Source organism: Streptomyces luteoverticillatus (assembly GCF_003970715.1).
Lineage (GTDB): Bacteria > Actinomycetota > Actinomycetes > Streptomycetales > Streptomycetaceae > Streptomyces > Streptomyces abikoensis.
In genome coordinates, this window is sequence record NZ_CP034587.1 from 7,200,203 (window position 1) to 7,222,419 (window position 22,217).

Genomic DNA, 22,217 nt, shown 5'->3' on the forward strand with positions numbered 1-22,217 from the left:
CGGTTCCCACGGTACGCCCCAAGATCTCCGGGCTCCCGTACACCCCCTTGAACAGGGATTTTTGGTGCTTGAGTCGACCATGTGACCGACGGTACGAAAACTCATGCGAAGATTCCGACTCCCGGTCCGAACGGACCGGGTGACAAGGGGAAACTTCGTGAAGAAGAGAACACTGAGCATCGCCATCGGTGCGACGCTGGCAGTGGGTGCCTCCGCCCTGTTGCTGCCCGGCGCGAACGCGTCCGAAGACCACAAGGTCGACGGCGCCACCACGGCGGCCTTCGGCCGCATCGCCGACGACGTGCTGACCCAGCGCACGGCGGCACTCGTGGACGGACAGCAGGAGCGGGGCTACAACGCCCCGCAGGAGAAGAAGGTGCGCCTCTCCAGCGGTATGGAGAGGACCGAGGGCCGTGGTGTGTCCTCGCTGTACACCCGCAAGAAGCGCCTCGCCTCCCTCGGTGAGGCGTACTCCAACGCCGACACCAAGGTCACGACGGACAAGACGACGGTCAAGGGCGACCGCGCCACGGTCGAGGTCACCGAGACCACCGTCCTGACGTACAAGAAGGTGCACGGCGACGAGCCGGGCACCACCGGCTTCACCTCCCACCACACCCTCACCTTCACCCGCGGCAAGGGTGGCAAGTGGGAGCTGACGGATCTCAAGGCCCAGGAAGACGGCCCGGGTGCCATCAACCAGCCGCAGACCGCTCCGGCCGCTCCCGCCAAGGACACCGAGGGCTTCCCCAAGGCCACCCCGGCCTCCATATCCTGGGGGGCGCGCCCGGTGCCCAAGTCCCAGAAGCCGGGCGGCTACGACTACAAGGCCATGGCCGCCTACGCCGAGAAGTACTGGCGGAACTACAACCCCCAGTACCGCTCGTACGACGCCGGCGGCGGCGACTGCACCAACTTCATCAGCCAGGCCCTGCGGGCCGGCGGCTGGAAGGACGAGCCCGGCTCGGACTCGGACTACCGCAAGTGGTGGTACAACAGCAAGGCCGAGTCGACGTCCTTCGTGGGCGCCAACGAGTGGTCCTGGTACGCCATGTCGTCGAAGCGGGTCACCAACCTGAAGAACGTCTACCAGATGGACGTCGGCGACATCCTCCAGATGGACTTCGACCGTGACGGCTCGAAGGACCACTCCATGATCGTCACGTACAAGAGCCGCGTCGGCATCCCGTACATGACGTACCACTCCACCAACACCTTCCGGAAGTCGCTGGCGAGCATCATCGCGTCCTACCCGGACGCGGTGTACTACGCCTACCGCACCTGACGGTCCGCCCGGTGGGTCCCGCTCCGGCGGGGCCCACCGGGCAACGGCCCCCGGCGGGCCGACGCGTTCGTCACGCCGTCGCCGTCAGTCCGTCGATCATGCGGTCGAGGAGACGGTCGAAGACCGCCTGCGGCGAGGAGTCGTCGACCGGGGACGCCAGGGCCGCCGCGAGCCGGGGGTAGTCGCCGCCCTCCGCGACGGACCGCAGATAGCGGGCCTGGGCCTCGAACAGGGCGCCGGGCGCGCCGCCCGTCGCCTCGATCAGCCGCTCCTGGGCCAGTTCGTACGAGACGTGGCTGGCCACGAAGCCGGTGAGCAGGCTGAAGGTCTCCAGCCGGGCCCGGGCGTCCAGGCCGGCGGGCTCGAGCACGGCGAGGACGTACTCCAGGACCCCCAGGGTGTTGGGGCCGAGCGTCTGCCGGGCGGACAGCGCCCCGGGCAGCCAGGGGTGCCGCCGCATGATCGCGCGTTGTTCCCGGCCGATCCGCCGCAGGTCCGCGCGCCAGTCCCCGGAGGGCTCGGCAGGCAGGGAATGGTCGCCGCCGACGTGATCGATCATGAGCTCCAGCAGCGTCTCCTTGTTGGGGACGTAGCTGTAGAGGGACATCGTCCCGGCCCCGACGCGGGCCGCGACCGCGCGCATGGTGACCGCGGCGAGCCCCTCGGCGTCGGCGAGGGCGACGGCCTCCGCCGTGATCGCCTCGCGGCTGTGCGCCGGCGGCCTGCCCCGGCGCGGGCGTCCGGGGCGCGACCAGAGCCGTTCCGGATCCACCCCGGCGGGACGGCCGGACGAGCCGGACGAGCCGGTACGGGCCATGGCGACCTCCCTTCCTCTTCCGGTCATACCGTGGTCATACCGTCATGAGCTATTACCGTACCCCGTACACGAAAACCAGTGGTGGTTCCGTGCCGGGGCGCATCCACCGGCCCTGACGGATCGTTGGGCCGGGCATGAGAAGGATCGTCGCTCTCGGCGTGCTCGGCACGGCCGTGCTCTGCGCCACCGCGTCCCCCGCCCACGCCGCCCGACCGGGCGCCAAGCCCGAGCCCGTCCCCCTCGGCCGGCTCGCCGCCCCGGCCGAGGCCACGCTGTGCCACGGCGAGACGAAGTCCCTGCCGGTGGTGAGCCAGTACTCCGGGGTGCTCCAGAGCGCGTGCGGCGCCCTGTCCCGCTGACGCCCCCGGTCAGCGGCAGCGCAGGACGGCCACGAGGGCGGCGTCGTCGGTGAGGGTGCCGCCCGCGTGGTGGAGCAGGTCGTCGTGGAGGCGCTGGACCAGCCGTTGCGGGTCGCGTTCCCGCCAGGCGGTGACCCGCTCGGCGAGGGGATAGAAGACGCCCCGCGCGTCACGGGACTCGGTGACCCCGTCCGTGTAGAGCAGGAGCAGGTCCCCGGCCTCGAAGGGGAAGGTCTCCACCTCGTAGTCGTCCGCCTCCATGTCCGAGCCCACGCCCAGCGGCAGGGCCGGGTCACGGACCGTCAGTGGGGTGACCCGCCCCCGGTGCACCAGCAGCGGCGGCGGGTGGCCACAGCTGATCAGCCGGATCACGGGCTCCTCGTCCGGGACGTCCAGCACCGCGGCGGTGACGAACCCCTCCTCGTTGTCCGGCTCGTCCGAGGGCGCCACGGTGTCCCAGTACACGGTGTTGTGCAGATGGGCGACGAGCCGGGCCAGCGGCGGGTTGCGGTGCGCGGCCGCGTGGAAGGCGCCGAGCAGCAGGGTCGTGGACCCGATGGCGGGCAGGCCCTTGCCCCGCACGTCGCCGATCAGGAACCGGTTGCCGTCCGGGGTGCGCGCCGTCGCGTAGAGGTCGCCGCCCATCCGCGCCTCCGCCTCCGCCGCGACGTACACCGCCGCCACCCGCAGCGGGCCGACGCGCTGGGGGAGGGGGCGCAGCAGGTACCGCTGGATGACGTCCGCCACCAGCCGCGCCCGGCCGAGCTGCCGCTCGTGCCGTTCGTGCGCGTAGCGGAAGCCCAAGACGAAGAGCGAGATGGTCAGCAGGGCGCCGATCTGGGCCTCGTGGTTCGCGGTGGTCACCCCGCCCAGAACGGCGCTGAGCACGAGCTGCGCGCCCACGGCCAGGGCCGCGACCAGGGCGACGAGCCGGGGGCTGCCGAACGTCGCCGTGATCGCCGGCGCCACCACCAGGAGCGGGCCCAACTGGATGGACTTCCCCGTCCACAGGTCGAGCACCACGATCAGCGCGATGAGCGCGAGCGGCGCCGCGATGAGCGCGGGGTTGCCGTGCCAGGGCCCCTCGGCCCTCCGCGACCGGGGCCGGAGGTGCATTCCTCCTGCATACATTTCCCGCCGACCGGGACCCGGCTCCGACACGTTTTCCGGCACGTCTTTCCGACGTGCCTCTCCGACGTTCCTTTCCCGTCCCGCCCGCGTGCGCGCTCAGGCCGGGCCGTCGGGCAGCAGCCGCAGGGCGCCGAGCGCCACGGCCAGGTCGGCGACCGCGCGCGGGTCGCGCAGGGAACGGCCCGTCAGCTCCTCCACCCGGCGCAGCCGGTAGCGGACGGTGTTGCGGTGGCAGTACAGCGGCTTCGCCGCCTCCGCCGCCGAACCGCCCGCGGCGAACCACTGCTCCAGCGTCTCCAGCAGCCGGGCGCACTCGGCGGCCGGCAGCTTCAGGACGCCGGCGAAGACCGTCCGCGCGATCCGTCCGGCCTCCTCCGGGGACGCCGCCACCAGCAGGGAGACGGGACTGTCGTCGAACCGGGCCACGCCCGCCGCCCGCCCCCGCGCCCCGGACAGCGCGAGCCGCGCCAGCCGCAGCGCCCGGGGCGTGTCCTGGAGCGCCGCGTACGGCGGGCTGACCCCGACGGGGGAGCCGGCGGCCCGGCCCAGGACGCGCAGGGCCGCCTCCTCGCCGCCCGCGCCCCGCACGGCCACCACGCCCACCTGGAGGTCGGGCAGCAGCCGCCACGCCGAGCGCGCCTCCTCGGCGAGCAGCCGGGACTCGATGCCCGGCAGCGCCTCCCGGCCCGGCGCGGGCACGTCCGCCGCCACCACGACGAACGGCCCCTCGGTCGGCAGCCCCAGCACCTGGGCCGCCTCCCAGACGGTGGTGCGGTCGGTGAGCAGCCCCGTGAACAGGGCCTCGACCAGCGCGGAACGCTCGCGCTCCCGCTGGAGCGCCAGCTCCGAGGCCGCCTCCCGGTAGGCGTCCCCGGCCGCCGCCGCGAGACCCTCGTTCACCCACCAGGCGGCCAGCGAGGCGACGGTGTCGACGGTGATGCCGTCGGCGGCCCGGACCAGGGCGGCCAGCTCGGACCACAGGAACTCGGACCCCACCCGATAGGCGTGCAGCAACTCCGCCAGCGGCGCTCCCCGCCGGGCGTGCTCACGGCCCGTGTTGCGCGCCGGGGCCAGGTCGGCTCCCCGGCGGTCGACGAGCTGACCGAGCACCAGCTCGGTGTTGTCCCGGCAGGAGGCGCCCAGTTCCACGAACGGCACCCGGTCCTCGCTGCCGTAGTAGGCCACCTGGGCCCGGATGCGCAGGGCCATGCGCTCGCTCACGTCCCGCGCGCGCCCCAGCAGCACGGCGGCGGCGGGGGCGACCTCGGCGGGCGGCGGCGAAGTGCGGTTCATGTACCGCAGGTTACAAACAGAGACGGGATCCGGGCGACGTTGTGCCCGGGGACAACGGGCCGACGTCATCACTGTGCACCGGTACGTGGCCCATGGGGCGGGAGCCCACGACGATATCCGCAACGTTACCGGCCGGTTTCGTCGTCCGTTCACCTCTCCGCACCCCCCAGGAGGACCCGTGCCCAGAGCAGCGACCACCACCAAGGACGACGGTACGGACGCCGGCCACGGCGTCACCTCCCGCCGGAAATGGCCCGCCCTGCTGGCGGGCTGCGCCCTCCTCGCCACCCCCCTGGCCACCGCCGTGGCCGGCCCCGCGCAGGCGGCGAGCCCGGCCGGCTCCGGCACTTCCTACTCCGGTACCTCCTACGTGGCCCTCGGCGACTCGTACGCCGCCGGTGCCGGCATCCCCGCCAGCTCCGGGGGCCTGTGCCTGCGCTCCGACCGCAGTTACGGCCGTCTCCTCGCCGCGAGCCTCAAACCGGTCTCGTACACGGACGTCACCTGCGCGGCGGCCAAGGTGGGCGCCCTCACCACGGCGCAGACCGACGTGGGCATCCGTGTCAACGGCCCCCAGCTCGACGCCGTGAAGCCGGACACCAAGCTCGTCACCCTCACCATCGGCGGCAACAACCTCGGCACGTCGGACCTCGGTTTCGTCGACGTCGTCGTGGCGTGCTCCGGCCTGGCCCTCACCAACCCCTTCGGGGCGCCGTGCCGCGACTTCTACAAGGACACGCTCGGCAAGCGCCTGGACGCCGTCGCCCCCCAGCTCGCCGACGGCCTCCAGCGGATCCACGCCAAGGCGCCCGGCGCCAAGGTGCTGATCGTCGGCTACCCGTCGGTCGTACCCGACGACCCGCGGACCTGCCTCGGCAAGATGCCCATCACCACCGGCGACATCGCCTATCTGCGCACCGTCCTTGGCGACCTCAACAAGATGGCCGCCAGGACCGCCGCCGCCAACGACGCCACCTTCGTCGACACCCTCACCCCGACCACGGGGCACGACCCCTGCTCGGCGGACCCCTGGATCGAGCCGCTCATTCCCGGCAAGCCCACCCTGCCGCTCCACCCCAACGCCACGGGTGAGCGCGTCAGGGCCGACGCGGTGCTCAACGCCCTCCGCTGACGACACGGACCGCGCCCCGGGGGAAAACCGTTGGACAACCCCCACGGCGACTGATTGATTTGGCCCCGCACGAGACCGTGCGGGGCCGTTTCACGGGCCATTCCACGGCCATTCACGGGCCACTTCACAGCGGACGCGGAGAGAGGGACATCATGCGGCAGGCGACCGGAGCTCCGACGACCAAGGACCGCATGCCCGCACCCATCACTGTGAAGAGCCCGTATGAACAAGCTGAACCTGGGGATCCTCGCCCACGTCGACGCCGGTAAGACCAGCCTCACCGAGCGCCTCCTCCACCGCACCGGAGTCATCGACACGGTGGGGAGCGTCGACGACGGCACCACCCAGACCGACTCCCTGGAACTGGAACGCCGCCGGGGCATCACCATCCGCTCGGCCGTCGCCGCCTTCGTCCTCGACGACCTCAAGGTCAACCTGATCGACACCCCGGGGCACTCCGACTTCATCGCCGAGGTCGAACGCGTCCTGCGCGTGCTGAACGGCGCCGTCCTGGTGGTCTCCGCCGTCGAAGGCGTACAGCCGCAGACGCGCGTCCTGATGCGCACCCTGCGCCGGCTCGCGATCCCCACCCTGGTCTTCGTCAACAAGACCGACCGCGCCGGGGCGGACACCGACGCCGTCCTCGCCGGAATCCGCAGGCGGCTCACCGGCTCCGCCGTCGCCATGACCACCGTCACGGGCCTCGGCACGCCCGCCACCCGCGTCCGCGCGCGCACCCTCGACGACCCGGCGTTCACCGGCGAACTCGCGGAGGTCCTCGCCGGCCACAGCGACGCCTTCCTGGGCTCCTACCTGGACGACACCCGCACCCTCACGCCCGAGGACTACACCGCGGAACTCGCCCGCCAGACCGCCGAGGGACTCACCCACCCGGTGTACTTCGGCTCCGCCGTCACCGGCGAGGGCATCGACGAACTCCTCTCCGGAGTACGGGATCTGCTCCCCGCCCCGGACGGCGCCCGCCCCGGCGGGGAACCGGCCGGCACCGTGTTCAAGATCGAACGCGGCTCCCGGGGCGAACGGATCGGCTACCTCCATCTGACCGCCGGCAGCCTCGCCGCCCGCGACGAGGCCGTCCTCCACCGCACCGACCACTCCGGGCACCTCACCCGGCACCCCGGCAGGATCACCTCGCTGCGCGTCTTCGAACGCGGCGCCACCACCGTCGAGGCCCGGGCGGAGGCCGGGGACATCGCACAGGTCCGGGGCCTCAAGGACCTCCGCGTCGGCGACCGGCTGGGCCCGGCGGACGGCACCGGACACACCGGCGCCTTCGCCCCGCCCGCCCTGGAGACCGTCGTCCGCCCCCTGCGACCCGAGGCCGCGCCCCGGCTCCACACGGCCCTGACGACCCTCGCCGAACAGGACCCGCACATCGAGCTCCGGCAGGACGCGGACACCGGGGGAGCCGTCCTGCGCCTCTACGGGGAGGTGCAGAAGGACATCATCCACACCACGCTCGCGGAGGAGTTCGGCGTCGCCGTCCGCTTCGAGGAAACCCGCACGGTCCACATCGAGAAGCCCACCGGCGTCGGCGCGGCACTGGAGGAGATCGGTGCCCGCACCGAGAACTACTTCTGGGCGACGGTGGGGCTCCGCGTGGAGCCCGCCGGGCCCGGCGAGGGCGTGGTGTTCCGCCTCGCCGTCGAACTGGGCTCACTGCCCCGGGCGTTCCACAAGGCCATCGAGGAGACCGTCCACGCGACCCTGCGGCACGGCCTGTACGGCTGGCAGGTCACCGACTGCCTGGTGACGCTCACCCACACCGGCTACGCCAGCCCCGTCAGCGCCGCGGACGACTTCCGCAAGGTCACCCCGCTGGTCCTGATGGACGCGCTGCGCCGGGCCGGGACGGAGGTCCACGAACCGGTCGACGCCTTCGAACTGGAGCTGCCCGCCGGCACCCTGAGCCCGGTCCTCGCCAAACTGGCCGAACTGGGCGCGACGCCCTTCCCGCCCGTCGCCGACGGCGACGTCCACCGGCTGGAGGGCCTGCTGGCGGCGGGCCGCACGCACGGCTTCGAGCAGCAGGTCCCGGCGCTCACCCAGGGGGAGGGCGTCTTCCTGTCCGCCTTCCACGGCTACCGGCCCGTCCGGGGACGCCACCCGGTGCGCCCGCGCCCGCAGGGCCCGGACCCGCTGAACCGGGACGCGTACCTGCTGCACGTGCTCAAGCGCCTGTAGCGGAACGGGGGGATCGGGCGCGCGGCCCGCCCGGTCCATGGCCGCTCGACGGGAACTCCAGCCCGGGGACGGACGATGAGCGCGACGGAACCGTCCCCGAGGACCGAGGAGGCCCCATGACCGGCCATGGACCGGGCAGCCGCGCGCCGGAGCCGCTGGAGGTCGCCGACGGCGTGTTCGCCTACGTCCAGCCCGACGGGGGCTGGTGCCTGAACAACGCCGGGCTGATCGTCTCGGCCGGCCGCTCGGCGCTGGTGGACACCGTCGCCACCGAGTCCCGCGCCCGGTCCCTGCGGACCGCCGTGCTCTCCGTAGCGCCGGCCGCCCCCGCGATCCTGGTCAACACCCACTTCCACGGCGACCACAGCTTCGGCAACTTCCTCTTCCCCGAAGCCCTGATCGTCGCGCACGAGGACACCCGCGCGTGGATGGCGCGCGCCGGGCTCCACCTGACCGGACTGTGGCCCGGCGTCGACTGGGGCGCCCTCCGCCCGGCCCTGCCGGAACTGACGTTCCGGGAGCGGGTCACCCTGCACGTCGGGGACACGGAAGCCCAGCTCCTGTCCTTCGGTCCCGCGCACACGGCGGCCGACACGGTGGTCTGGCTGCCCCGGCAGCGCGTGCTGTTCGCCGGGGACCTGGTGATGAACGGGGTGACGCCGTTCTGCCCCATGGGCTCCGTCGCCGGCTGTCTGGAGGCGCTCGACGCGCTGCGCGCGCTGGGCCCCGAGGTCGTCGTCCCCGGCCACGGCCCGGTCGCCGGGCCCGGCGTGCTCGACGACAACGAGGCCTATCTGCGCCGGCTGCGCGTGCTGGCCCGCGACGGCCTGGCGGCCGGTCTCGGCCCGCTCGCCGCCGCCCGCGCGGCGGGCCCCGGCCCGTACGCCGGCTGGGTGGACGCCGAGCGCCTGGTGCCCAACCTGTTCCGCGCGTACGCGGAGGAGCGCGGCGAGGTCCGGGGCAGCCACCTCGACATGGACGAGCTCTTCGCCCGCATGACGGAGTTCCACGGCGAGCCGCCGGCTTGTCACGCCTGAGTGTCCAGCGGGGGCGGCAACTGCCGGACACCCGAACGGACCGCCCAGAAGAAGACGCCCAGCGCGAAGAGGGCGACGGTCAGCGAGTCGTACGGCGCGGGCAGCCGGCCCGAGCCCTTGAACGTGCCGAGCCAGGAGAACAGCGTGAGCACGGCCAGGTAGACGACCAGCCAGGCCCCGGTACGCAGTTCGGCGAGGAGCGGCCCGTCCTGGCCACCCGCGCGCCGCATCACCAGGAAGATCAGCAGCCCGGCCAGGACGAGCGGCAGCGCCAGCCGCAGATCATGCCACCCCGACCAGTACACGAACTCGCTCGACACCACGAAGCTGACGGGCGCGATCCAGCGCAGCCCGGGCACCCAGCCCGCCATCCGCGCACCCGGCTGCCGCCGGAAGACCGCGGCGGCGACGGCCGACGCGGCATAGATCAGCAGATACATGTCGCCCATGATGCTGACGATGCGCTGCCAGCCGCCGAACGGCAGCAGGAAGACCACGATGACGGCGAGGTTCAGCGCCAGCGCCCGGTGCGGGATCCCGGAGCGGCCGTCGACCTTCATCAGCGCCCGGGGCAGGGTGCCGTTCTTGGCGAGGGCGTAGGTGTGCCGGGCGTCGATGGCGACGCCCACGTACGCCGAACCGCCCGGTGAGACGACCGCGTCCGCGTAGAGGAGCGTGGACAGCCAGTGGAGGTTGAAGATCAGCGCCAGCTGGCCGAAGGGCGATTCGAAGCTCACGCCCTTCCAGCCGCCGCCCAGGAGGTCCTCGGGCACGGCGAAGAGGAAGGCCAGCTGGAGCCCCAGATACATCAGCAGCGCCAGCCCGATGCCGGTGAGCACCGAGGCCGGGATGGTCCGGCGCGGGTCGCGGGCCTCGCCGGAGAAGTCCAGCGGGGCCTGGAAGCCGTTCACCGAGTACACCACGCCGCCCCCGGCGAGCGCGGACAGACAGGCGGCGTAGCCGTAGGGCGCGAAACCACCGTGGTCGGTCAGCCGCCCGGAGTGCCAGCCGGAGGCGAGCAGCGCCAGCACGGTGACGACGGGCATGACGACCTTGAAGACCGAGACGAGGTTGTTGAGCCGGGCGAACGTCCGGACCGCGAACCAGTTCAGCGCCGTCAGCAGGGTGCTCAGCGCCACGGCGACGCCCAGGCCGGAGGCGCTGAGGGTGTGGCCCGTGTAGAGGCCGGGGAGATAGTGGTTGGCGTACTGCATGATCGCGCTGATCTCGGCCGCGGTGCCGCCCACCGACAGCAGGACGGACCAGCCGACGAGCGTGCCCACCAGGCGGCCGCTGGCGTACAGCGGCCAGCGGACCGTCCCGCCGCCCTCGGGTCGTGACGCGCCGAGCTCGATCATCACGAGGGCGACGAGCCCGCACAGCACGCCCGCTCCGATCCAGGTGAGCAGGGACGCGGGGCCCGCCGTCTGGGCCGCGTACATCGCGGCGAACAGCCAGCCGGAGCCGACGATGTTGGAGAAACCGATTCCGGTCAGTCCCCAGAACCCCAGGTCGCGGCGGAGCCGCCGCTCCTGGACGGCCACTTCGGGCGTGCCGGGCTCCACCGGCAGCGAACGGTCCGACACGTGTGAGCCCTCCGGGGACGAGTGAGTGCCTGTCATATCGCTTCATACCGCAGCCTTCCCGATGTGAATCGAGCCAGCATGGCGCACTAATGGCTCTTCTGATGGCGCCAACAATGTGCCATCATGGCACCATTGGCCTCACGCCCACACCGGAGGACGCCATGCGCAACGAACCGCCCATCACCCTGCCCGAACCCGCGCCGCTCGACGGACCGCCGCTGGAGCGGCCCCAGGGCTGCCCCTTCGACCCGCCCGCCGAGCTGGCCGGGATACGCGAGAGCCGGCCGCTGCGCCGGATGCGCTATCCCGACGGCCACCTCGGCTGGTTCGCCACCGGCCACTCCGCGGTCCGCGCGATCCTGGCCGACCGCCGCTTCAGCTCCCGCTACGAACTCATGCACTTCCCCGTCGCCCTCCCCGGCCTCACCACCCTCCCCCCGGCCCCCCTCGGGGACATGACCGGCATCGACCCGCCCGAGCACACCCGCTACCGGCGCCTCCTCGCCGGGAAGTTCACCGTCCGCCGGATGCGCGCGCTCACGGCACGGGTGGAGGAGATCACCGCCGACCACCTCGACGCCATGGAGCGCGAGGGCCCCGGCCTCGACCTCGTCACGGCCTACGCCCACCCCGTACCGGCCCTGATGATCTGCGAACTGCTGGGCGTGCCCGAGGCCGAGCGCGCGGAGTTCCGGCGCCGCGCCGCGACCGTCGGCGACGGCAGCGCGTCCGTCGAGGACCAGTACGCCGCCCTGGCCGCCCTCACCGAATTCGTCCGCGAGCTGGTGACCGTCAAGCGCGCCGCCCCCACCGACGACCTGCTCAGCGATCTGACCACCACCGAGCTCACCGAAGACGAGCTCGCCGGCATAGGCAGCTTCCTCCTCTCCGCCGGGCTCGACACCACCGCGAACATGATCGGGCTCGGCGCCTTCGCCCTGCTGAGCCACCCCGCCCAGGCCGCGGCCCTCCGCTCCGACCCCGGCCTCGCCGACCAGGCCGTCGAGGAACTGCTGCGCTACCTGAGCATCGCCCACACCGGGATGCGGGCGGCCTTGGAGGACGTCGAGGTGGACGGCACCCTCATCAAGGCCGGCGAGACGGTCACCCTCTCCCTCCAGGCCGCCAACCGCGACCCCGACCGGTTCCCCGAGCCCGACGCGCTCGACCTGCGCCGCGGCGCCACCGGCCACGTCGCCTTCGGCCACGGCATCCACCAGTGCCTGGGCCAGCAACTGGCCCGCGTGGAACTGCGCGTCGCCCTGCCCGCGCTCTTCACCCGCTTCCCGACGCTGCGCCTGGCCGTCCCGCCCGAGGAGGTGCCGACGCGTGGCCCCATGAGCCTCTACGGAGTCCACCGACTGCCCGTCACCTGGGACGTTGTGGCGTAACTCCCAGTCCCGGCAGGTGAGACATCGTCAATAATGGCGTATCTGCGTCGTCGCCTACGAAATCGAGGATCACCTTGCGCAAGCTCACCTACTTCGTCGCCTGCAGCATCGACGGTTTCATCGGCGACCCGAAGGGTGACGCGTCGTCCATGTACCAGTTCGTCACCGAGGAGTTCCTGGACTTCCTGAAGACGGAATACCCGGAGACCGTCGCCGCCGGAGGCCGCGAGGCCCTCGGCTTCCAGGACCTGGAGAACCGGCGGTTCGACACGGTGGTCCAGGGCCGGGGCAGCTACCAGCTCGCCCTCGACACCGGCGTCACCAGCCCGTACGGGCACCTGCGCGAGTACGTGGCGAGCCGGACGCTCGGGGAGTCGCCCGACCCGAACGTCACCCTCATCACGGAGGACGTGCCCGGCGCGATCCGCAAGCTCAAGGCGGAGGACGGCGAGCTCGGTATCTGGCTCTGCGGCGGTTCCCAGATCGCGGGCGAACTGCTCGACGAGATCGACGAGCTGGTGATCAAGACCTATCCGCAGGTCTACGGCTCGGGCATGCCGATGTTCGGCTCGGACTTCGCGGTCACCGACTTCGCCCTGGAGTCGGTCCGCACCTTCGACAACGGCGCCCTGGTACGGACGTACAGCCGCAAGCGCTGACGCGCCGGGCGCCCGGCTAAGGCCGTGCGCGCGGGGCGATGGCGAGGACGGCCACGTCGTCGTGGAGCGCGAGGGTGTGCCGGGGGAGGTCGGCGTCGAGGAAGTCGATGACCTCCTCCGGCTCCGGGGCCGGGCGGCCGCCGAAGCGGTCGCGCAGCCGGTCCAGGAGGGGGTAGAAGTCCCCGGCCGCGTCACGTGCTTCCACCAGCCCGTCGGTGCACAGCAGCAGCACGTCACCGGGCCCGAAGGGATGGCTGTAGGCGACGGGTCCCTCGGTGCCGAGCGCCGCCAGTCCCAGGGGCAGGGCGGGCGGCCCGGCGAGGCAGCGGACCTCGCCGTCCGAGATCAGTACGGGTTCCACATGGCCGCAGTTGACGATTTCCACCCGCCGCGCGAGCGCGTCGTACTCGACGAGGATCGCGGTGACGAACAGCTCGTCGTCCGGCACCGCCGCCGCCTCGCGCGCCACGCAGCGCTCCATGCTGACGGCGATCTGCGCCAGCCCGCCCGCGTCGTGGACGGCCTGGCGGTAGCAGCCCAGCAGGTCGGCGACGGTCCGCACGGCGGCGAGCCCCTTGCCGCGGACGTCGCCGACGACGGCGCGCTCACCCGCGTCCGTCGCCCGGATGTCGAAGAGGTCGCCGCCGACCAGGGATTCGGCGGGCCGGTAGACCCCGGCCGCCAGCACCTCGCCGACCTCACGGGGCACCGGTCGCAGCAGCGTGAGCATCAGCGCCCTGGCGACCGAGCCGACCCGCACCAGCCGGGCCGCCTGCCGCCGCCGGTGCGCGGCGAGGACGGTGCCCAGGACGCCGACGACGGCGGTGGAGACGTACGCGCCCACGTAATGACGCTCCCACAGATCGTGCGACGGGCGCCCCGCGCAGCACACGCTGCCGGCCAGGGTGCCCTCCAGCGCGACGGCGAAGACCGTGACGGCGGCGACGCCGACGGGGCCGTGCGCGAAGGCGGCGATCACGGGAAGGGCGATGAGCAGGAAGCTCACGGGCCACTGCACGGGCGTGAGCGGTTCGAGCAGCAGCACGGCGGCGACGAAGACGGCGGGCAGCCACCGCATCCAGACCGGCGGCTCGGGCGCCTCCAGCAGGCCGGTGTCGCTCAGCCGCGCCGGACGGGCGACTTCGGCCCCGCAGGGGTCGTCGCGCTGCCGCTGCCTCACCCGCCACTCCTCTCGAGGTTCCCGTCGCGCGGCCCGGGGGCACGGTCACCGCGCCGCCGCGGGCACGACGCGCGGCGGCGCGTCCCGCCATTGAGCCACGGCGGCGCGCTCGTACGACGATCCCGTCAGCGGCACTCGCCCGTCCGGCCGAACGAGCCCGTTCCATCGGCCGAGGCCCCTGAAGGCGGCCTGTACGCGCCGGTGCCGGAGTCCTACTCTCGGCCCGTGACGACGACGCCGCACGGCTATGTCTTCGACAACGAGAACGAGCACGCGGCCGAGCAGCACCGCTGTCTGGCCGCCGCCTACGACCCTTTCACCACCCGCCGGCTGGCCCGGCTCGGCGTGGGCCCCGGCGCGCGGGTGCTGGAGGTGGGGGCCGGGGGCGGCAGCGTGGCCCGGTGGCTGGCCGGGCGCGTGGCGCCCACGGGATCGGTGCTGGCCACGGACGTCACCCCGCGGCACCTGGCGCCCGCGCCGGGCCTGCGGGTGCTCACGCACGACATCACCGCCGACCCGCTCCCGGAGAACGCGTTCGACGTCGTCCACGCCCGTCTGGTCCTGCTTCACCTGCCCGGACGCCTCGACGTACTCCGGCGGCTCGTGGCGGCGCTGCGGCCCGGGGGATGGCTCCAGCTCGACGAGTTCGACGAGACCACCTACGGCCCGCTGATCCCGGTGGGTGAGTCCGGGGAGGGCGCCCGGGCAGCTTACGGCGCGTACCTCCGCGCGAAGACCGCCCTGCTGGAATCCGCCGGAGCGGCGCTGACCTGGGGCCGGGACGCGGCCACCGCCCTGCACGCGACGGGGCTGACCGACATCGACGCGGAGCCCGAGGTTCAGCGCTGGCGCGCGGACTCCCCGGGCACGGCCCTCCAGATCCACAACACCCGGCACCTGTGCGACCGCTTCCTGGCGGCCGGCCTGACCGACGAGGGGCTGAAGGCCGCGCGGGCGGCCATGAGCCACCCCGACTTCCTGGCCGCCTCCTGCCTGATGTACTCGGTCCAGGGGCGGAAGCCGGGCGTCTAGGCCAAGAGAGAAGCCGGGCATCCAGGCCAAGAGACATGCGACAGCCCCCGGCGCTCCGTCCCCGACTCACGAATCTCGGTCGTCGCCTCGACTTCGCCATCGGTTCCGGGCCCTTCCGGGGGCCTAGCCAGTTTGCCGAGATGGGGGTCACTCGGACCCGATGAACGTCTCCATCGGATGGTGCGGCTCTCACCGGTTGTCTGGGTAATGGCAATTTTCCTCCCGCTATGTTCTAAGTCAAGAGGAAACCTGCCGGTAACATCCGCGATGCCCGAGTCGGCCGGGTTTTCCGCGCCGGGCCCGGTTCTCAGGCGCGGGCGGCGACCGTCCGGGCCATCCCCGGCAGGAAGTCCGTGAACAGCTCGTGCACCTCGTGCACCAGCGGCCGCAGCACCCGGAACCGGGCCAGCGACACGCCCCGGGCGGTCAGCCGGGCGCCCCGGACGGCCAGCCGGCGGCTGCGCTCGCCGCCGGGGGAGCGGTCGAAGACCCAGTACATGGTGAGCCCCATCTGCGCGAGCCACATCAGCTCCGGCAGCGCGTCGGCCAGCTCGGCCGGCACCTTCGCCCGGGAGCCCGCCAGCACCTCGCGGTGAATGGCGATGGACGCCTCCCGGGCGTGCTCCGACTCGGAGGAGAAGGGGCTGAGGGGGCTGTCGGGATCGGCGGCGTTCTTGAAGAACTGCGCCGCGAACTCGTGGTACGGCGCGGCGACGTCCAGCCACGCCAGCAGTACTCCGGCCAGCCGCGCCTCCAGATCGGTCTCCCGGTCCAGGACCTCGCGGACGGCGCTCCGGTGGTCGGCGCCGATCCGGTCGTAGAAGCCCTGGATCAGGTGCTCCTTGCCGGCGAAGTAGTAGTACGCGTTGCCGACGGAGACCCCGGCCTCCTTGGCGATGGCCCGCATCGTGGTCTTGTCGTAGCCGCGTTCCTGGAACAGCCTCAGGGCGGTCTCCAGGATCAGGGCGCGGGTCTGCTCGCTCTTGGGGGCTCGGGGCTCTTTCTCTGCTGGCACGGTCAGAGCCTAGTCGCGTGCTCGCGAGGGAGTTCCTCCGGCTTCACTGCCCGGTCGGCGGGGCCCATGGGCCGTGCGGGACGGGGTAGCCGTGCGGGGCGACGGGCCACCCCTGCGGCGGGACCGGCGGGAGCTGCCCGCGGTCCGCCATGCCGCGGCGGCGGAACTTGTTGAGCGCGTACACATTGCCCAGGTGCATCACGCCGAGCGCCAGCAGCACGACGCCGAGCTTGCGCGACAGGGTCTCGAACACCTCCCGGGCGTTCGTGACGGCGGAGTCGTCCTGGAGGTAGAGCGCCACGAATCCCAGGTTGACGAGGTAGAAGCCCACCACCAGCAGATGGTTGACGGCTCCGGCGAGCTTCTCGTCCCCGTTCAGGACATCGGCCAGGAACACCCGGCCGTTGCGGCTCAGCGTGTGGGCGACCCAGATCGTGAGTCCCAGGCCGACCAGCAGATAGATGGCGTACGCGACGACGGTGAGGTCCACGTCCCATGCCTTTCTTGAACGTGTTCAAAACTTTCTTGATCGAGACTGTAGACCTGTTTTTGAACGCGTTCAAGCCGGGGTCCGGGCCGGCTCTCAGGCCGGGTCCCGGCGCAGCCGCGCGGCGAGCAGGGCGATGTCGTCCTCGGCCGGGCCCTCGGCGAGCCGGGACAGGAGCGTGTCGAGGACACCGTCCAAGGGGCCGGTCAGCGGCAGCCGGAGTCGCGTCAGCGCGCGCAGCGACACGTCGATGTCCACCCCCCGCCGCTCCACCAGCCCGTCCGTGTACAGCAGCAGGACGCTCCCGGGCGGCATGCGCACCGTGCGCGCCTCGTAGCCGCACAGCGCGGTGCCCAGCGGGGGACCGGCCGGTACGTCCAGCAACTCGCCCTCGCGGTCCGGACGCAGCAGCACGGGCGGCAGGTGCCCGGCGCGGGCGGCCGTGATCGTGCCCGCGCCGGGATCGATCAGCGCCAGCAGGCACGTGGCGACACGGTCGAGACCGATCCGAGCGGCGTCCCGGTCGGCACGCTCCAGGATCGCGCCGGGCGACGCGCCGGACGTGCCGACGGTCCGCAGCAGGGAGCGGTACTGGCTCATGGCGACGGCCGCCGCGAAACCGTGGCCCATCACATCGCCCATCACCTGGAGGGTCCGCCCGTCGGGCAGCGCCAGCGAGTCGTACCAGTCGCCGCCGACGAGGGCGCTGCGGCCCGCCGGCAGATAGCGCGAGGCCGTCTCGACGTCCGGATGCGGGCTGCCGGGCTCCGACAGCAGGGCGCGCTGCAACTCCAGGGCCATCGCGTGCTCGTGGGTGTACCGACGGGCGTTGCTCACGGTCACCGCGGCCCGCGCGGCCAGCTCCCGCACCACCACGACGTCGTCCTCGGCGAACGGCGGCGATTCCCCCGCCCGCGACAGGATGAGCGTCCCCACCGGGTGCTGCGGCGCCGGCAGGGGCACCACCAACAGGGAGTGGATGCCGGCCGCGCGATAGGCCGCGACGCGGCCGGGGTCCGGGGCCATCCGCCGGAGCAGCTCGTCCGAGGCGAGGTTGCCCACCCACGGCTCGCCGGTGTCGAGGCACCGGCGGATCGCCGAGCCCCGCTGGACGTCCACGTGGTCGCCCGGCTCGCCGAACCGGGCCAGGTGCCGCATCAGTCGCGGCACCGCCGACAGGGCCATGCGGCGCAGCCGCAGCATGCCCGGCGCCGGGGGCGGCGTGCCGCCGGCCTCCTCCTCCGTGATCTCGACGCTCGCGGCGTCGGCCAGCGCCGGCACCAGGAAGTCGGCCAGTTCCGTGCACGTGGTCTCCACGTCGAGGGTGGTCCCGACGCGTGTGGCGGCCGTGTCGAGCAGGGCGAGCCGCTCATGGGCGGCCTCCAGCTCCGTCACGTACTGGCGCAGGCCGCTCACTTCCACGCCGATGCCGCACAGGCCCACGATCCGGCCCTCGTCCTCCAGCCGGTGGTAGACGGTCCGCCACTGGCGCTGCGCGTAGGAGGAGCGGGCGTGGGTGCGTCCCGTGACGGCGACCTCCCGGGGCAGGCCGTCCGCGAGCACCTGCCGCAGGACGTCGTCGGGCCGCTGGAGCTCGGGCAGGACGTCGCCGACGGTACGGCCCAGGAACGCGGCCGCGGGTATGCCGGACATCCGCGCCATCGCCGGGTTGACGTAGAGGTAGCGCAGCCGGGTGTCGAGCACGAAGACGGAGGCCGCGGTGCCCTCCAGCACCTTCCGCAGCAGCCGGTGCTCGCGCGCCCGCGCCGCCTTCTCGTCCGCCCCGTGCGTCGTCTCCGCCTCGGCTGGGAAGAGCCACCGAGGAGGCGGCGTGTCAGCGGCCACCGTCTCCTCCTCGTCTCACCGGCCCGAGGCGGCCACCGTCCATGCTGGCCGCCGTACCCGGGAGCCGCACGCGCGACGGCAGGCCGTCGGCCACCGGCCGGACGGCGCACCGGCGGGCATGCCGCTCCAGGCCACGCCGGTCGGCCGACATCGGCAGGCGGGCCCGGCGTTCCGGCGAACGGGTGAGAGACGGCCCGGCACACGGGGCCGGGCGACGCGGTACGGCGGACTACCGTGCGGATGCGCAGCGGCACGGCGCACCGTGGGCGTCCCGCGTACACCCGGACGGCCGTATTCGGCACCCTCCCACGCTTCGGGCGCCGTGACGCGGGCACCCGGGCGGCATGTCACGCCTTCCCGGCCCAGGCCCCCTTCCCCCCGGCGTCGCCGAGCCGTACTGGACGGCCACCACCGCCCCCACCGTGCCCGGCGCCGGCGCCCTGACGTCCGACCTCACCGTGGACGTCGCCGTCGTCGGCGGCGGCGCGACGGGGCTGAGCACCGCGTGGGAGCTCATCGAGGCCGGGCGCTCGGTCGTCGTGCTGGAGGCCGGACACCTCGCCGCCGGGAGCGCCGGCCGCGCCACCGCCCAGGTGACCGCGCTCCACCCCCTCGGCTACGCCGGGCTGGCCCGGACGCGGGGCGAGGAGGCCGCGCGGCTGTGCGCCCGCTCTATGGCCGAGGCGGTCGACAGGGTCGGCGAGATCGCGGCGGCGCTGCGCGCCGACTGCGACCTGGAGCGGCTGCCCGCCCACGCCTACGCCACCGGCACGACCCGCCACGAGAACCTTCGGGCCGAGGCCGAGGCGGCCCGCGCGGCCGGGCTCGCCGCCTCGTACACCACCGGGACCGGACTGCCCTTCACCATCACCGGCGCCGTACGCGTCGAGGACCAGGCGCAGCTCCACCCGCGCCGCTACCTGCTCGCCCTCGCCCACGACATCCTGGCGCGCGGCGGACGCGTCCACGAGAACACCCGGGTGACCGGTCTCAAGGAGGGCACGCCCTGCCGGGTGACGACCGAGCACGGCCTCGTCGTCACCGCGGCGGACGTCGTCCTCGCCACCCACCACCCCGTCCTCGACCGCGGCCTGCTGTACACCCGCCTCTCGACGCGCCGCGAACTCGCGGTGGCCGCCACGCTGCCCGTCGGGGACGACCCCGGCGGCATGTACGTCACCCGGGAGGACGGCGGCCGGTCGGTGCGCACCGCCCCGTACGACGAGGAGCGCCGCCTGCTGATCGTCACGGGCGAGTGCTCGGCCCCCGGGGACCCGGACGTGGCCCGCCGGTTCGACCGGCTCGTCCACTGGACCACCGAGCGCTTCCCGCGCGCCCGGATCCTCCACCACTGGACGGCCCAGGACCACGAATCCGCCGACGCCGTGCCGTTCGTCGGCCTCCGCCGCCCCGGGGCCGCGCACGCCTACGTCGCCACGGGGTTCGGCGGCTGGGGCCTGAGCGGCGCCGTCATGGCCGGCCGGCTCCTGACGGAGCTCGTCGTCGGACGGACGATCCCCTCGTGGGCAGGCCTGTACGACCCGTGGCGACCCGGCCGCGCGGTACGCGGAGCACCCGCCGCGCTCCGGAACCAGGTGGCCTTCGGGCGCCGCTTCCTGACGGACCGCCTGCGCGCCGGGCGCGCGGCCTCGGAGACGGACGTACCGCCCGGCGGCGGAGCCGTCGTCCGCGTCGACGGCCGCCGGTGCGCGGTCCACCGGCAGGAGGACGGCACCGTGCGCGCCGTCTCCGCGCGCTGTACGCACCTGGGCTGCCTGGTGGCGTTCAACGCCGTCGAACGGACCTGGGAATGCCCGTGCCACGGCTCCCGCTTCGCCCCCGACGGGGCCGTGCTCAACGGCCCCGCGACCCGGCCCCTGGAGATACGGGAGGCCCCCGACGCCGACGACCGGTGACCCGGCGGCGCGTCGGGCGGGACGCCGCCCGGCTCACAGCGCCGCGAGTTCGCGCTCCAGGTCGTCCAACCCCAGGGAACCCAGCGCGAGCGCCTTCATGTGCCACTCCTTGAGATCGAACCCGGCACCGCGGCGGGCGCGGGCGGCCGCCCGGCCCCGCAGCCAGGCGCGCTCGCCCAGCTTGTAGCCGATGGCCTGGCCCGGCCTGCCCAGATAGCGGGTGATCTCGCTCTCCACGTAGTCGGCGGAGTGGCCCGAGTGACGGCCGAGGAACTCCCGCCCCAGGGCGGGCGTCCAGCGCTCCCCGGGGTGGAACGGCGAGTGACGGGGGATCTCCAGCTCCAGGTGCATGCCGATGTCGATGACGACGCGCACCGCACGCATCATCTGGCCGTCGAGATGGCCGAGCCGGTGCGCCGGGTCCGTGAGGAACCCCAGCTCGTCCATGAGCCGTTCCGCGTACAGCGCCCAGCCCTCCAGGGTGGCGCCGACCCTGCCCACCTTCGTCTGGTACCGGGACAGGGTCCCGGCGGCCAGCGTCCACTGGGCCATCTGGAGATGATGGCCCGGCACACCCTCGTGGTACCACGTCGACACCAGGCCGTGGACGGGGAACCGGGTCCGGCCCAGCGTCGGGAGCCAGGTGCGCCCCGGCCGGGAGAAGTCCAGCGCCGGCTGGGTGTAGTACGGCGCGGCGGCGCCGCCCGGGGGAGCGATGCGCGCCTCCACGCGCTTGACCTGCTCGGCCAGTTCGAAGTGCGTACCGTCCAGCGCCTCGATGGCCTCGCCCATCAGCTCCTGGAGCCACCGCCGGACCTCCTCGACGCCCTCGACGGCCCGCCCGTGCCGGTCCAGCCAGGACAGCGCCTCCCACGGCGACCCGGCGCCGGGCAGCACCTTCTCCGCCTCGGCGCGCATCTCCTCCCGCAGCCGGTGGAATTCGGCCCAGCCGTACGCGTACGCCTCGTCCAGATCCAGGTCGGTTCCGCTCCAGAAGCGGGCGGCCCGTATGTACCGCTCGCGGCCCACCACGTCCGGGGCGCCCTCGACGGCGGCGGCGTAGGCGTCCCGGAACCAGTCCCGCGCCTCCGCCACGGCCGCCGTCGCCACCTCCGCTGCCGCCGACAGCTCACCCCGCAGGGTCTCGGGGCCGTCGGCGGTGAACACGGCGAAACCCCCGGTGGCCAGCCACTCCGTCAGCTGGATGACAGTGGTGGCCACTTGCCGGGGAGCCGCGGGCAGCCCCCGCCGCACGCCCTCGGCGAGCGAGGCGCGGTAGCCCTCCAGCGTGCCGGGCACCGCCCGCAGCCGCTGGGCCAGCGCGGCCCAGTCGTCCTCGGTGCCGGTGGGCATGAGCGCGAAGACCTTGCGGACGCGGTGCAGCGGTGAGGAGATGTTGTCGACCCGGCGCAGTTCCTCGCCCGCCTCGTAGTCGTCGAGCCCGGCGGTCAGCCGCTCGCGCAGCAGCTTCGCGCAGAGCCGCTCCACACCCCGGTCCGCGCCCGGGTGGGCCTCGGCCGCGGTCAGCCGCGCCAGGGTGGCGCGGGCGAGGGCGGCCCTCGCGTCGTGCCCGTCGGGGGAGAGATCCGGGAGCCGTCCCGAGCTCAGCGGGTCGCCCATGAACGTACCGACGATCGGGTCGAGCCGGACGAGGTCGTCGACGTATCCGTCGGCGACCTGCCGGGGAAGCGACGCGTCCACGGCTGCATCGGTCATACCGGCTCCCGGAATCACCCGGCGGCGCGCCTCGCCGCTCGCCTTCTCACCCTGCCCAGCGGTCAGGGCGGTGACGCGCGGCCACCGGCGCACCACGTGGATTCGCGCCAGTCGCTCCCGCGCGTCCGCGA

Annotated in this window: 18 protein-coding genes; 9 read left to right on the forward strand and 9 right to left on the reverse strand. The window is 73.4% G+C overall.

Annotation, left to right across the window (positions count from 1 at the left end; all coding sequences use genetic code 11):
* Positions 1 to 157: 157 nt before the first annotated feature.
* Positions 158 to 1,285 (forward strand): amidase domain-containing protein, encoded by a 1,128-nt coding sequence (locus EKH77_RS32025; RefSeq protein ID WP_240667657.1) that lies wholly within the window; start codon positions 158 to 160, stop codon positions 1,283 to 1,285.
* A 70-nt stretch (positions 1,286 to 1,355) separates the two neighbouring features.
* Here EKH77_RS32025 and EKH77_RS32030 read toward each other — a convergent pair whose 3' ends face one another.
* Positions 1,356 to 2,102, reverse strand: coding sequence for a TetR/AcrR family transcriptional regulator (locus EKH77_RS32030; RefSeq protein WP_164737978.1), 747 nt, complete (start codon positions 2,100 to 2,102; stop codon positions 1,356 to 1,358).
* 134 nt (positions 2,103 to 2,236) lie between these two features.
* On the opposite strand from EKH77_RS32030, the gene EKH77_RS32035 reads away from it, so the two are divergent.
* Positions 2,237 to 2,461 (forward strand): hypothetical protein, encoded by a 225-nt coding sequence (locus EKH77_RS32035; RefSeq protein ID WP_126917665.1) that lies wholly within the window; start codon positions 2,237 to 2,239, stop codon positions 2,459 to 2,461.
* A 9-nt stretch (positions 2,462 to 2,470) separates the two neighbouring features.
* Here the strand turns inward: EKH77_RS32035 and EKH77_RS32040 are convergent, their stop codons facing one another.
* Positions 2,471 to 3,577, reverse strand: coding sequence for a PP2C family protein-serine/threonine phosphatase (locus EKH77_RS32040; protein WP_126917666.1), 1,107 nt, complete (start codon positions 3,575 to 3,577; stop codon positions 2,471 to 2,473).
* 111 nt (positions 3,578 to 3,688) lie between these two features.
* Positions 3,689 to 4,885 carry a PucR family transcriptional regulator gene (locus tag EKH77_RS32045; protein WP_126917667.1) on the reverse strand — a complete coding sequence of 399 codons (1,197 nt, stop codon included), beginning with the start codon at positions 4,883 to 4,885 and terminating at the stop codon, positions 3,689 to 3,691.
* A gap of 178 nt (positions 4,886 to 5,063) precedes the next feature.
* Here EKH77_RS32045 and EKH77_RS32050 point away from each other — a divergent pair, with 178 nt between their 5' ends.
* The 3 genes from EKH77_RS32050 (at position 5,064) to EKH77_RS32060 (ending at position 9,259) form a co-directional block, all read left to right on the forward strand.
* Entirely contained in the window at positions 5,064 to 6,017 is a 954-nt protein-coding gene (locus tag EKH77_RS32050; protein WP_240667658.1) for an SGNH/GDSL hydrolase family protein, read from the forward strand.
* Positions 6,018 to 6,239: 222 nt separating this feature from the next.
* The gene (gene otr(A) / locus EKH77_RS32055) at positions 6,240 to 8,222 is read left to right on the forward strand and encodes a tetracycline resistance ribosomal protection protein Otr(A) (protein WP_126917669.1); all 1,983 of its coding nucleotides are present in this window, start codon (positions 6,240 to 6,242) and stop codon (positions 8,220 to 8,222) included.
* Between the two features lie 116 nt (positions 8,223 to 8,338).
* Positions 8,339 to 9,259: an MBL fold metallo-hydrolase gene (locus EKH77_RS32060; protein ID WP_126917670.1), complete on the forward strand. Its 921-nt coding sequence runs from the start codon at positions 8,339 to 8,341 to the stop codon at positions 9,257 to 9,259.
* Here EKH77_RS32060 and EKH77_RS32065 read toward each other — a convergent pair.
* Positions 9,250 to 10,824, reverse strand: coding sequence for an APC family permease (locus EKH77_RS32065; protein ID WP_430981042.1), 1,575 nt, complete (start codon positions 10,822 to 10,824; stop codon positions 9,250 to 9,252). The genes EKH77_RS32060 and EKH77_RS32065 overlap by 10 nt on opposite strands.
* Positions 10,825 to 11,006: 182 nt before the next feature.
* Between EKH77_RS32065 and EKH77_RS32070 the strand changes: the two genes are divergently transcribed.
* Together EKH77_RS32070 and EKH77_RS32075 are read left to right on the forward strand one after the other, a co-directional pair.
* Positions 11,007 to 12,236, forward strand: coding sequence for a cytochrome P450 (locus tag EKH77_RS32070; RefSeq protein ID WP_126917672.1), 1,230 nt, complete (start codon positions 11,007 to 11,009; stop codon positions 12,234 to 12,236).
* Positions 12,237 to 12,310: 74 nt separating this feature from the next.
* Positions 12,311 to 12,895, forward strand: a complete 585-nt coding sequence (locus tag EKH77_RS32075) for a dihydrofolate reductase family protein (RefSeq protein WP_126917673.1) — start codon at positions 12,311 to 12,313, stop codon at positions 12,893 to 12,895.
* Between the two features lie 16 nt (positions 12,896 to 12,911).
* Here EKH77_RS32075 and EKH77_RS32080 read toward each other — a convergent pair whose 3' ends face one another.
* A complete protein-coding gene (locus EKH77_RS32080; protein ID WP_240667660.1) occupies positions 12,912 to 14,075 on the reverse strand; it encodes a PP2C family protein-serine/threonine phosphatase in 1,164 nt (387 codons plus the stop codon).
* A 225-nt stretch (positions 14,076 to 14,300) separates the two neighbouring features.
* Between EKH77_RS32080 and EKH77_RS32085 the strand changes: the two genes are divergently transcribed.
* Positions 14,301 to 15,107 (forward strand): class I SAM-dependent methyltransferase, encoded by an 807-nt coding sequence (locus tag EKH77_RS32085; RefSeq protein ID WP_126917674.1) that lies wholly within the window; start codon positions 14,301 to 14,303, stop codon positions 15,105 to 15,107.
* A gap of 307 nt (positions 15,108 to 15,414) precedes the next feature.
* Here EKH77_RS32085 and EKH77_RS32090 read toward each other — a convergent pair whose 3' ends face one another.
* The 3 genes from EKH77_RS32090 to EKH77_RS32100 all read right to left on the reverse strand — a co-directional run bounded on the left by EKH77_RS32090 (position 15,415) and on the right by EKH77_RS32100 (position 18,454).
* Entirely contained in the window at positions 15,415 to 16,122 is a 708-nt protein-coding gene (locus EKH77_RS32090) for a TetR/AcrR family transcriptional regulator (RefSeq protein WP_126917675.1), read from the reverse strand.
* A gap of 43 nt (positions 16,123 to 16,165) precedes the next feature.
* Complete coding sequence (locus EKH77_RS32095) at positions 16,166 to 16,612, reverse strand: hypothetical protein (protein WP_126917676.1); 447 nt, start codon at positions 16,610 to 16,612, stop codon at positions 16,166 to 16,168.
* 93 nt (positions 16,613 to 16,705) lie between these two features.
* Positions 16,706 to 18,454 carry a SpoIIE family protein phosphatase gene (locus tag EKH77_RS32100; RefSeq protein ID WP_240667661.1) on the reverse strand — a complete coding sequence of 583 codons (1,749 nt, stop codon included), beginning with the start codon at positions 18,452 to 18,454 and terminating at the stop codon, positions 16,706 to 16,708.
* A 344-nt stretch (positions 18,455 to 18,798) separates the two neighbouring features.
* On the opposite strand from EKH77_RS32100, the gene EKH77_RS32105 reads away from it, so the two are divergent.
* Positions 18,799 to 20,370, forward strand: coding sequence for an FAD-dependent oxidoreductase (locus tag EKH77_RS32105; protein ID WP_126917677.1), 1,572 nt, complete (start codon positions 18,799 to 18,801; stop codon positions 20,368 to 20,370).
* Positions 20,371 to 20,403: 33 nt separating this feature from the next.
* Here the strand turns inward: EKH77_RS32105 and EKH77_RS32110 are convergent, their stop codons facing one another.
* Positions 20,404 to 22,086 carry a DUF885 domain-containing protein gene (locus EKH77_RS32110; protein WP_126917678.1) on the reverse strand — a complete coding sequence of 561 codons (1,683 nt, stop codon included), beginning with the start codon at positions 22,084 to 22,086 and terminating at the stop codon, positions 20,404 to 20,406.
* Positions 22,087 to 22,217 lie beyond the last annotated feature (131 nt).